Origin of the sequence: Rhodococcus sp. NPDC059968, from assembly GCF_042738615.1 — a bacterium.
Classification (GTDB): Bacteria; Actinomycetota; Actinomycetes; order Mycobacteriales; family Mycobacteriaceae; genus Rhodococcus_F.
Window position 1 is genome coordinate 16,655 of sequence record NZ_JBHWUE010000110.1, and the last position, 11,608, is coordinate 28,262.

Sequence of the window (11,608 nt, forward strand, 5' to 3'; positions counted from 1 at the left end):
AGGTGCACACTCCCGGGGTTGGCCGATGAGCAGAGTTGCTGGGTTTGCCGCGCTGCCTCACGACGGCGGAGTCAGGTAGGTGGCCAGTCCGGGGCGTGCGGCGCGGCGTCATCTGGCCGAGGCACCCCGGAAGCGCGTGGAGCTGACTCAGGGGTACTCACCGGGCTGACGGCGAGGAGGACTGCGTACGGTGCCGAAGATGTCCAGAAGCGGGGTTCAGACAATCACGGGCAGTCGCGTGTGAGAATCATGGCCCCGGCGATTGGGCCTCCGCCGTTGGCTACCAACGCTACTTCCGCGTCCGCGACTTGTCTCTCGCCTGCTTTTCTGCGGAGTTGGGTCACCGCCTCGTGGATCAGGCCGAAGCCATGGAGCCTGCCTGCGGATAGCTGACCCCCAGCCGTATTGAGCGGGAGCTCACCGGACAGTGAGATACGCTCTCCGCCTTCAAGGTACGGCCCTGCCTCCCCCTCACCGCAGAATCCCAAGGACTCGAGCCAGACAAGGGCGAGGATACTGAACCCGTCGTAGAGTTGCGCCAAGTCGACGTCCCGCGGGGTGAGCGAGCTGCGTTTCCATAGCTGGTCGGCGGCTCCCTGAGAAGCCATTGACGCCATGTCCTCGTATTGGTCCCAGGATGGGCGCCCCCGCAGTGCCGTACCGATCGCGTCGAAGAACACTCCTCCGTGTCGGCGGTCCTTCGCCTCGTCAGCCCGCGAGACGATCAATGCAGTTGATCCGTCGACCGGGATGTCACAATCGAACAGGCACAGAGGTGACGAGATCATGCGCGCCCGGAGGTACTCGTCCATCGTCAGCGGAGATCTGAAGATCGCTTTCGGATTCAGGCCGGCGTTGCGTCTGAACACCAGTGGGATCTGTCCCAACTGTTCACGCGTGGTCCCATATTCATGGAAGTGTCGTGTCGCAACGGGTGCAAGCCAGTTCACCGCCGAGATCCCGCCGAACGGCGCCATCCAGCTACCCATGCCAGAGGCCGCTTGCGCTTCGGTACCCAGCACCGACCCTCGGCCTGCGGATCCCTGGGCCGAGGACTCGGTCACGGTGCGATAGACGAGAACGTGACGTGCCATTCCTGCCGCTATCGCCATGCATGCGGACACGAGGGCTCCCAGCTGCCCCGGAAGCTCGGCCGCCCCCTGGTACCACTCCACGTTGAGGCGCAAGGCATCTTGGACGTCGTAGGTCGAGGGCCCGCCGTAGCCGTACGATGCAATCGGGTCGCCGCCTGGATACGTCGACAGTCCATCGATGTCGCTGTTGCGCAAACCTGCGTCTGCTATGGCCGCGGCACAAGCGTCGATGGTGAGATCGAGAGCGGATCTGCCCAGTCGTCGCCCCACCGCTGATTGGCCGAGACCGGTGATCGCAGCGGTGCGCTCGAAGCTGCGTTCAGGCACTGTCAGACTCCATTGCTTGGCTCGGGACGAAGACGGGGTACCAGACTCCGTGGCGCGCGAGGAACCTCACGCTCACCCGCATGCCGACGAAGACATCTTCGGGTGCGCAGTCGAGCAGATTACTGGTCAGCCGCAGCCCGGCTTGTTCGTCCAAGTCGATGATAATGATGATGTAAGGCGGTTGACCGTCGAACCACTGCTGGTAGTTGACCGTGTAACTATGGATCGTGCCTCGTCCCGAAACAGGACGAGGGGTGCATCGGTCACCACCACAGCGCGGGCAATGCCCGCTCGGCGGATGCACCAGGTACTCGCATGCGTCGCACTGCTCGATGCGCAGCCGACCGTCCGCGCCGCTCATCCAGAAGAAGCGAGCGGCAGGATCGGGCGACGGCATCAAGCGATGAAGAAGTGGATCCTGCTCTTCCCGGACTTCGAGAGCTCCGGCCCGCGCACCGCTGTCGCTGTTCTTCACGTGATCAGATCCGGTATGGTCCGTCAGCTCGCGTAGGTAATGCCGGCATCGACAGGCAGCTGAATCCCTGTGACGTATCGACCCGATTCGCCTACCAGGTAGAGGATTGCACGGCTGATGTCGATCGGGTCGACCATTTGGACGGGCAGCGTGTTCTGGAACGCCATTGCAGTCTTCATGTTCCCTTCCATGTAGGCAGGGAAGAAGTCGTTGTTCACCATGGGGGTGTCACATCCGGTCGGGTGCACGGTATTGACACGGATACTGTGCTCGGCAAGGCCGGCGGCGTATGCCCGCGCGAGGCCGACTACGCCGAACTTGGCGGCGCAATAGCTGTCGAAGCCGCCCGAAAGGTCCGTGTACATCGGCCGAAGACCGGACACGGAGCTCGTGATCACGATCGCTCCGCCTCGGCCGCCGTCGATGAGGATCGGTGAGGTGATCTGGAGGGTGTTCCATGTTCCGGTCAGCATCACATCGATGCCGTCCCGCCACTCTTCCCGATTGAGGGTGTGCGGTTCGAGACTCTGCGTCATGATCCCCGCGTTTGCGAGCACGATGTCGAGCCGACCCAGTTCACTGACACCCTCGGTCACCGCCGTCTTCAGCGCATCGTAGTCACGGATGTCAACTTGCTTGGCCACGATCCGTCGTCCGGTCTTCTCGACGAGCCGGACCGTCTCCTCCAGGTCTTCCGGCGTCGACATCGCATAGTGGACCGTGTCCAGCTGCTTACAGATGTCGAGCGCGATGATGTCCGCCCCCTCCTCCGCCAGGAGCTGTGCGTGCGAACGTCCTTGGCCGCGCGCCGCACCGGTGATCAGTGCAACCTTGCCGTCCAACAAACCCATTGTTTCCACCTCTCGAAGTGGTTCTGTGGCTAAGATGTCATAGTAAAACATGAGCAGGGTGAGTTAAGGAAGATGCGGCTCCGAGTCCCCTCGATTCCGATCGCGAGGATCGGGCAGCGGGTAGACCAAGCCGAACATCGATTCGTCGACACTTCACACCTGTCGCCATGAGCCCACGGAACGGCCTGGAGCCAGCTGCCATACCGTCGCTCGTGGCACCAATAACCTTGAAAGATAGGAATATACGTGGTGACAGGCAAGTTGTCTGAGGCAGTCACGATCGGCCAGGCGATTCGGCAACGGTGGCGACTCAACGCCTTCACACCGCTCAGTTTCACGGACTCCGATGGCACATATTCCGTCACCGTCGGAGAACTTGTCCGTCGATCCGAGATCTGCGCGGCCAGACTGAGAAGGGCTACGCACCCGGCGGAGATCGTCGCGGTGTGGTCCACATCGACCCTGGCCGCGGCGGAAGCAATTCTCGGTGCTCTTCTGGCCGAAAGGGCTGTTGCGCCGCTCCTTCACCTGCTCGGTCCGGAGGAGCTCGCACTGGCTCTGACAGCGGCGCGGGCGAGCTGCGTCATCGCGCCTGAGACCGTCGTGCGCACACACGTCGCCGATGCCGTCGACGAAGCGTTCCGATGTGGATCGATAACCCGATGGCTGTCGATGGACAATACCGAGGTTCGACGACGAGACATGCGCGTTACCGTCAGGGCGGCACGGAGAACTGAGCAAGATCGATTGATCATCTTGACATCCGGGAGTTCGGGCCGACCGAAGGCCGTCAGGCACAGTTCCGCGTCCATCCTTGCCGAAGTTAACGACTTTCGAACTGCGTTCACGATCGGCGGCGGCGATTGGTTCATGCAGACGTTTCCTTTCGGTCACGTCGGGGGTGTCGTGGGACTCCTTCAAGCCGTGCTCCTCGGTGTGCCGACTGTTGTCTTGGACAAGTGGAATGCACGTTCGGCGGTCGCGGCGGTCGCCATGCGACCGGTCGTCGCCATGGGATCCACCCCACATTTCCTCAGCACTCTGCTCGACGAAGCAGCCGGCACATCAACGGGTCGCCTTCGTCAGGTGATGAGCGGAGGTGCGGCAGTCGATGCCAACCTCGTCTCCCGGGCGGACGATCGCGGGATCCAAGTCTTCCGATGCTATGGATCCAGTGAGCACCCGACAGCAACGTGGAGTTCGCCCGACTCGCCACCGGAGGTACGGGGACAAACCGACGGAGTTTCACAGAACGGTAGCGAGATCCAGATTGTGGATGCGTTCGGATTCCCCGTCGACCGCGGTGCTGAGGGAAGCCTGCAAGTACGCGGCCCAGAGCAGTTCCTCGGATATATGGACGACGAAGGCCCTAACGCGATCACGCCCGCGGGCTGGTTCTGCACCGGCGATCGGGCCATCATCAACCAGAGCGGGCAACTCATTGTGACCGGTCGCGACAAAGACATCATCATCCGCGGCGGCGAGAATATCTCCGCCGCGGAGGTGGAGGCGAAACTGCTACTTCATCCCTCTATTCGCGAGGCTGCGGTTGTGTCAGTGCCAGACCCGCGGTTTGGGGAGGCGGTGTCAGCCCTCATCGTCACCGATCCTGGAGTCACCCTTGGAGTCGAGGACATCCGTAGCTTTTTCCGCTCACAACGAATCTCTCGGCACAAGACTCCCGAGTCTGTACATGCGGTGGAGACTTTGCCCCGCTCCGCCATGGGCAAAGTCGACAAGATCGAAGCTCGACGGATCCTGATCAACGAACTGAATCGCTAAACCATCCCGAAGAAGGAGATCACCATGATGAAACGCCACGACAAAGAACTCGCAGACTTTGCACTTCGCTGGCTACCGTTCGGTGGACCGACCGAAGAAGACATCTTGGTCAACTTCGGAATCACCAAGGAACAGTTCCATTTCCGAATTCTCCGGATGGTCGACGTGTACCCCGAATCCGAACTCGGTCGCGCTCTGCTGAGGCGATTGCAGGCGAAGGCAGCGGTCGAAGCCAACGCACGATTCGAACAGGTTCAGTAGCGACGGCGACAAGGCTGTGCGCCGACCTCTCGGCCTTCATGCGCCTCCAGATTCCCCGACACTCCCACCTATCAGTGACTTGTCCGGCGGACTGATTGAACTCCACCTAGTTATAATTGACCCTCGAGATCCACAACACTCGTCCTGCGGATTCACGCGGCCCGAAGTAAGTGGAAGGCACACTCGACACCCACCTCTCATCGCAACCCTGACCGCAGGAGAGAGCTCACTCACGCCGCGACCGGGAGGGATCCAACCCAAATGGATTGATAAGTAGCACAGAGCCATCGGGTGAACCGTCCGGAGCTGAGCTATTCAGTGAAGGTGCGAGCGGATGATTGGGATTCAGGATCGCCCAGGCAGGTCAGCCCTGCGATTGCTCGACCACCCACGCGGCGATCTGCGCTCGCGAGGTGAATCCAAGTTTGGTGAGAACGTGTTCAACATGGCCCTGGGCAGTGCGTGGCGAGATCACCAACTTGGCAGCGATCTCCTTGTTCGTCAGCCCCTGGGCCACCAGATCGGCGACCTGCCTCTCGCGTTTGGTCAGGTTCGATGCGGTACGCGCAGGTGACGTAACGGGAAGTTGCTCGTCGAGGGCGTAGGCAACGGCGGCCTCGAAGCTCAGCACCTCGCCACGTTGGAACTCCGTCACGAATGCTGGCTCACCGAGTGCACTGCGGGTACGTCGCTCACACAGTTCGTGGTGTGGGAGCAAGTTCGGGACCACTACCGTGGAGCTTCCCACGGCCCGAGACAAGGAAGCAGCAGCGCCCATGAGCACGGCCGCGCGCCGCGCCTGGCGCCCGTCCGCGGCGATCCAGGCTAATATCTCCAGACACCACCCCGAGCTGAGCCGGTTGCCCACTGCCTGCGTGAGCCGCAAACCCTTCCTCACCAATTCCTCGCCTTGCGCAGAGTTCCCCTCCTGCCACGCAGCCAGACCGAGAGTCCACAGCGCATAGGACCGATTCACCGACTCTCCGCGAGGTTCAGTCAGCGCGAGCGCTTCCTCATAGCTGGCGAGCGCACGAGCCTCATCCCCAAGCGGACCAGAAGCCAAAGCAAGCCCGATCAAGGCCCAAATCCGCAAGAGCAGGTTGTCCTCTTCGCGGAAGACCTTCAGTGCATCCTCGAAGCATGCTGCCGCGCGCGTGACATCTCCACTGAAGTTTGCCAGGTTCCCGTCTGCGTATGTGACAAGTGCGCGCAGCGACGGATCACCTAGCTGCTCAGCGAGAGCACGGCCCTCGTCTAAGAGTGTCGTTCCCGCCGGGAGGTCGCGTTGCAATCCGGCGAGGACACTGCCTGCGCACAAGGCGTTGACCCGCTCTGCGGTTACCTGCCCGCCCTGATGGACGAGCACGCGGGCGAGCCAGCGCCGGCCCTCGCCCAGGAGACCGCGCGCGAGCCAGAACGGATACATCGCTGTCGCGATCCGAAGCCCCGTGTTGGCGTCACCGCGCTCGGTCAGGGAAAATTCCATCGCCTCCCGTAGATTCGGCTGCTCCCTCTCGAGGCGGGCGATCCACTGAACCTGCAGGGAACTGACCCAGGCGGCCTCCGCCTGCACCGCCAACCGTTGGTACCAGTCCTGGTGACGTTGCCGTAACTCCGCGTCTTCACCGATATCTCGCAGCTTCTCGCGGCCGTAGTCGCGCAGTGTTTCGAGCATGCGGTAGCGCACCACCGTCCCCTGCTCGTCACGGATGAGGATCGATTTGTCGACCAGCGACGCCAGCGTGTCCAGCAAATCCTCGGGTGAGAAGTCTCCGGCACTGATGCCCTCCGCGGCATCGAGCTCGAACCCGCTCACGAACACCGACAACTTCGCCCACAGGCACTGTTCCCGGGTCGTGCACAAATCATAGCTCCAGTCGACACATAACCGCAGCGTCTGCTGCCGCGACGGCGCAGCACGGCTTCCCCCGGTCAGCAACCGGTACCGGTCGGTCAGCCGCTCGAGGATCTGCTGCGCGGACATTGCCCTCAATCGAGCTGCTGCCAGCTCGAGCGGCAAGGGCAATCCATCCAGTCGCTGGCAAATTCGGGTCACAATGGTTCGGTTGTCTTCGGTGAGTTCGAACCCCGGGACCGCGGTGACGGCCCTCTGTGCGAACAAGGTCACTGCGTCGTATTGGGGTAGTCCGCGTAGGGAGGTCTGCCGATCCGGGTCGGGAACCCCCAGAGGCGGAACTCGCAGAGCGGTCTCGCCATTGATACTTAAGGGCTCGCGACTTGTCGCGAGGATCCGCAATTCGGGACACGTACTGAGCAGAGCCGCAGACAGCGCGGCCACCGCCTCGACCACTTGCTCGCAATTGTCCAATATGAGTAGCAGCCGTCGCGGTGCGAGATAATCCATGAGGGCTTCTTGCACGGATCGCGCGGACTGATTACGCAACCTCAACGAGGCAGCCACCACATCTTCCAACAACGACGCATCTCGCAGCTCGCCCAGATCAACCCACCACACGCCATCGTCGAACGCCCGCACCGAGTCTGAGCCAACCCGCAACGCCAGTCTGGTCTTGCCGACACCCCCGATCCCGGTCAACGTCACCAATCGAGACCCCAAGAAAAGGTGCTTCACCATGTTCAGTTCTCGGCGGCGCCCGACAAAACTGGTCAGCTCAAACGGCAGGTTCCCCTCTCTGGTCGCACGAACGACAGGTAACCGCGGCGGGCGCACCTCACTCGACACAGACCCGGCAGCACCGGACCTCGCACGCACCGGATCTTGATCTCGCAGCTTTGCGCCCGGCTCGGCATGCAGAGCCATGAAGTCGACTGGGTAATCGTGCCGACGTTCTACTTCTCGCAATGCGTCACCGAACTCCAGAGCCGTAGCTGGGCGGTCTCCCGGATCTGCGGTCATGGATCGCTCGACGGCAGCGCACACGTCTTCGGGGAGGCCTTGGCCACGTAGATCCGGAACAGGCTCCGTGGTGATTCTTACGAACTGCGCGACCATTTGCTCACCCCTTCGGCGTTCGAATGCGGCGTGACCGGTAATTGCGCAGAACAGCGTGGCACCGAGTCCGTAGATGTCCGAGGCGGGGCTCGGTGGTTCACCTCGGAGCACTTCTGGGGCTGTGAATGCCGGGGACCCGGTAACGACGCCGGTGGCGGTCTCGAATCCGCCGGCGATGTGCGCGATCCCGAAATCGGTCAGCGCCGGCTCACCGTAGTCGGTAAGCAAAATATTCGACGGCTTCACGTCACGATGCAGGATACCGAGTTGGTGCGCGGTCTCCAGGGCGCCCGCCATCTTTACACCGTCCCGCAACGCCTCGTTCAACCCGAGCGGACCCAAGCTGCGGATTCGGGCCTCGAGCGAATCCTGTGGATGATATTGCATCACGAGGTAGGGCCGGCCGCTGACGGTGGCGCCGACGTGAAGGACGTTGACAATGTTCGGATGCCCGGTAAGCCGACCCATTGCGCGTTGTTCACGCAAGAAACGAGCCATGTTCTCCTCGTCAAGCTCGGCCGTGAGGACCTTCACCGCCACGGTGCGGTCCAGTGCGGTCTGCACGCAGCGGTACACGACACCGAATCCACCGCGACCGACCTCCTCGGCGTCGGCAAAGCCAGCCGCTTCCAACTCCGCCTCGACTGTGAGAAGCACGTCGCGCTGCGTCTCCAGCGGATCATCGGCGGTCATCGGTGTCTTCGATCCCGCAACGGGTGTATCTCCCGCAACGTCGAATTCTGCACGGACGTCATTTCAGAATGATTCGAGCGAACCTGCCGGACCGAGTGGGACTCGAACATACAATCATGCGCTCACCTCATTGCTACTGTTCCGAGCATATCGCTATCGAGGACGTATCCAGGCCTTGAAGCGGTCGCTCGAGTACCGGGAGCACCGACGGGTTGTGTCCATGAACCTGTGTAACTGGTACCAGCTCGCCGTGCGAGTTTCTTCGCCCCAGCGGGACTCTCGACGGTGGTTGGGTCGGATGCGTTCGGATCGGGTGCTGCACTTCCCCGCGCCGCCGCCGGGTCGAACCGGGCGCCCACCCCGGCACGGTGCCGAATTCAAATTCGCCGACCCTCAGACCTGGCCCGAACCCGACAGCAACACCGATACCGACACCGACCGCTACCGAACAGCCGTCACTGCGGCGTGGAATCGGTTGCACCCGAGGATCACTCACCGCGGATCGTAGGCGGACCACCCGGGACCGCCGCCGATCATCGAAGGCACGGTGATCCGACTGACGGTCGATCACCTACCCAGGCGACCGGCATCCCGAACCGGTGTGGCTCTGGTACTCACATCCCGGCGCGGGCTACGAGTTCGGTTTCATCGATTTCCTCTACGCTGGCGGTCTCTGGCTCTGCTGTTCCCAGGCGCTGCGCAAACTACTCACACGCTCGCTGCCGACACCGCGGCCGCGGCACCAGCCGACACCGCGGCCGCGGCACCAGCCGTGACCGCCCCCCTGCACTCCCCGACGCCACTCCATGGGCCTCAATCTCTAGTGTTCGGTGTTCGGTATTGACCGAACACCGAACACCGAACACCGAACACCTGCGAGGATCGGTAGGGTGAACGGACGGCGGATCCCACAGAGGCGCGCGGGTGCGGGCATCGAGGCCTTCGTGGTCGATGCCTTCGCGCAGTTGGACATTGAGGCCCGCCCGCCCGTGACCGCATCCTGGAGCCACGCCGACCTGGTCGTGGACCCGGACGGCGTGGCAGTGCCGATCCGGGTGGAGTTCCGCACGTTGGTCACCGACGACGTTGCCGAGCGGCTGCTCACCGAAGTCCCGCCCCCGACCACCTCGGCCGCACCGTTGCTCGTCGTGGCCGACCGGGTGACCGAGGATGCGCGCACCGTGCTCATCCGCCACCATGGCGGCTACCTCGACCTGCGTGGCCGACTCGCGCTGCGCACCGATCGCCTGGTGAGCGACGCCGACGTGCAACCGGTCAAGGAACGCGCCGCACGGTCCGAGGCGCTCGCCGGCAAGGCCGGACTCGAGGTCGCCACCGCCATCCTGCTGCATCCAGAACGAGCCGGCACGGTGCGCGGGTTGGCGCGCGAGCTCGGCCGCTCCCCCAGCACGGTCTCGGAGGTTCTCGCCGCCCTGCGCCGAGACGGCCTCCTCGACGCGAACAATGCCCTTGTCGGGACCGACCTGTTCTGGCAGGTCGCCGGCCGCTGGACGAGCCCGCGTGTTCATCTGGCGCAGCCCCCGACGCCGGGCGATACCAGCCTGCAACGCACGCTCCGACTCGGTCTCGACGCGCTCGACGGGCCCGGGTGGGCACTGACCGACTCCGCTGCCGCCGCCGCATACGGCGCACCCCTCGCCTTCCGCGCAGGTCAGACCCTCGACTTCTTCGTTCCCGACCCATCGATCCTCCGGCGCGCGAGCACCCTGCTCGGCACCGCGGAGTCCGCCCGGCACACGCGCGCCACCGTGCGGGTCGCGCCGGTTCCCGCGGTCGTCCAGTCCCGGATCGATCTGGACACCAATCCGCTCGAATGGCCGCTCACGCATCCGGTGTTCGTCGCGCTCGATCTCGCCCAAGACCTCGGGCGGGGCCGGGAAATCCTCGATGCCTGGACACCCGGTGATCGGTGGACCCGTCTCTGGTAGCCGCCACATCGTGTTCGTCGGCGATGCGATGGCCGCCGTCGCCGCGGGTGTCATCGAGGTTCGGGCACTCATCGGCCAAGCGCCCGTCATCGTCGGTGGTCTCGCCGTGCTGTCACGGCTGTCGAACCCCTACCGCGCCACCGTCGACCTCGACCTCGTCGACCGACTTCTCGGCCGCCTCCCCCAACTCGAGGTCCTTCGCGCCGCCGACGGCGCGGAGCCGGTCGAGCCGGCGGCCGTCCTGCTGCCCACCCGGTACGGAGCAGTCAAGGTCGACGTGCTCGAAGTCCGACAGGTCGAACTCGACCAACCCCCGCGACGATCCCGGGACCCCCTTCACGCCTCGGCGCACGCCTGGGCCAACGACACCGCAACCGACATGACCATCGAGGTGATCCGCACCAACGCTGAGCGCGTTACGGTCACCACGCCGTCGCCGAGCCCGGGCCGCTGATCGCGATGAAAATCCAAGCGGTGATGAATCGCTCGGCGGACAAGCAGGGCACCGACCTGCTCGACATCGTGCACCTCGTGCTCGACGAGACCACCCGCCCAGCGGCGCTGGCCCAGATTCGCTCCGTCGAAGCCGCCACCGTGCAGGACGCCGGAGCGCACCGGACACCGCGATCGAGACGTGAGCCGCCAATCGCCATAACCATCACCGGTCCTGCCGCGCCGATCAACTCGGCCGTGCATCGATCACGATTGGGACGTCTGGATCCCGGTGACGATGGTGTAGAGCTCGATGATGACGCCGTCCTTGATGCGAGCGATGTCCATGCCGGTCACCACCGGCTGGTCGGCGGGCCCGTACTGGAAGCCGAGGTGACCGATGTCGTCGAGACCCGATGCGACACCTACGGGCCGGAAGACCCAGTCCGGATTCTCGGCACGCAGCTCGTCGGCGCGGCGCTCGAAACCCTTGCGCCCGCGAACAATCCGGTCCGGCTCATGCCACACCACTTCCTCGGCATAGTTCTTTGCGATCACCGCGGCCCGCCGGGCCGGGTCGGGTTCGTTGAACACCTCGAGAAGGTTGACTTGCATGAGATCGGCAGGGAGTGTGGCCATCGTAAGTCCTATCCTGGCGGAGTGGTCGCTGTCGTCCACTCGGACGCACTGCCGTCGGGGAATCATTCGTTGAGAGGTGAGGAGGCGGTGGGGCCTCCTTGCGCAGTCCCACCATCATCGCAACCGAGTAC

At 63.6% G+C, this 11,608-nt stretch carries 9 protein-coding genes and 1 pseudogene; 5 read left to right on the top strand and 5 right to left on the bottom strand.

The genetic code is table 11. The annotated features are described in order from the left end of the window. Positions 1-224: 224 nt before the first annotated feature. From ACFWAY_RS45235 to ACFWAY_RS45245, 3 genes are read right to left on the bottom strand one after another with little or no spacing between them, the layout of a single operon-like run. Positions 225-1,421, bottom strand: coding sequence for a thiolase family protein (locus ACFWAY_RS45235; protein WP_378515158.1), 1,197 nt, complete (start codon positions 1,419-1,421; stop codon positions 225-227). Then, positions 1,414-1,896: a Zn-ribbon domain-containing OB-fold protein gene (locus ACFWAY_RS45240; protein ID WP_378515159.1), complete on the bottom strand. Its 483-nt coding sequence runs from the start codon at positions 1,894-1,896 to the stop codon at positions 1,414-1,416. Before ACFWAY_RS45240 ends, ACFWAY_RS45235 begins: the two co-directional genes overlap by 8 nt. Before the next feature lie 23 nt (positions 1,897-1,919). Beyond that, on the bottom strand, positions 1,920-2,747 hold the full coding sequence (locus ACFWAY_RS45245) for a mycofactocin-coupled SDR family oxidoreductase (RefSeq protein ID WP_378515160.1): 828 nt from the start codon (positions 2,745-2,747) through the stop codon (positions 1,920-1,922). 246 nt (positions 2,748-2,993) lie between these two features. Between ACFWAY_RS45245 and ACFWAY_RS45250 the strand changes: the two genes are divergently transcribed. Both ACFWAY_RS45250 and ACFWAY_RS45255 read left to right on the top strand, forming a co-directional pair. Further along, positions 2,994-4,529 carry a class I adenylate-forming enzyme family protein gene (locus ACFWAY_RS45250; RefSeq protein WP_378515162.1) on the top strand — a complete coding sequence of 512 codons (1,536 nt, stop codon included), beginning with the start codon at positions 2,994-2,996 and terminating at the stop codon, positions 4,527-4,529. A 24-nt stretch (positions 4,530-4,553) separates the two neighbouring features. Further along, a complete protein-coding gene (locus tag ACFWAY_RS45255; RefSeq protein WP_378515163.1) occupies positions 4,554-4,790 on the top strand; it encodes a hypothetical protein in 237 nt (78 codons plus the stop codon). A gap of 364 nt (positions 4,791-5,154) precedes the next feature. On the opposite strand, the gene ACFWAY_RS45260 is transcribed toward ACFWAY_RS45255, so the two are convergent. Beyond that, positions 5,155-8,457, bottom strand: a complete 3,303-nt coding sequence (locus ACFWAY_RS45260; RefSeq protein ID WP_378515164.1) for a protein kinase — start codon at positions 8,455-8,457, stop codon at positions 5,155-5,157. Between the two features lie 289 nt (positions 8,458-8,746). On the opposite strand from ACFWAY_RS45260, the pseudogene ACFWAY_RS45265 reads away from it, so the two are divergent. The 3 genes and pseudogenes from ACFWAY_RS45265 to ACFWAY_RS45275 form a co-directional block, all read left to right on the top strand. Continuing rightward, positions 8,747-9,083: pseudogene (locus ACFWAY_RS45265) on the top strand (transposase); the annotation flags it as partial. A 264-nt stretch (positions 9,084-9,347) separates the two neighbouring features. Further along, on the top strand, positions 9,348-10,406 hold the full coding sequence (locus ACFWAY_RS45270) for a transcriptional regulator (RefSeq protein WP_378515165.1): 1,059 nt from the start codon (positions 9,348-9,350) through the stop codon (positions 10,404-10,406). 10 nt (positions 10,407-10,416) lie between these two features. Continuing rightward, on the top strand, positions 10,417-10,860 hold the full coding sequence (locus ACFWAY_RS45275) for a hypothetical protein (RefSeq protein WP_378515167.1): 444 nt from the start codon (positions 10,417-10,419) through the stop codon (positions 10,858-10,860). A 245-nt stretch (positions 10,861-11,105) separates the two neighbouring features. On the opposite strand, the gene ACFWAY_RS45280 is transcribed toward ACFWAY_RS45275, so the two are convergent. Continuing rightward, positions 11,106-11,477 (bottom strand): nuclear transport factor 2 family protein, encoded by a 372-nt coding sequence (locus tag ACFWAY_RS45280; RefSeq protein ID WP_378515168.1) that lies wholly within the window; start codon positions 11,475-11,477, stop codon positions 11,106-11,108. Between the last annotated feature and the right edge of the window lie 131 nt (positions 11,478-11,608).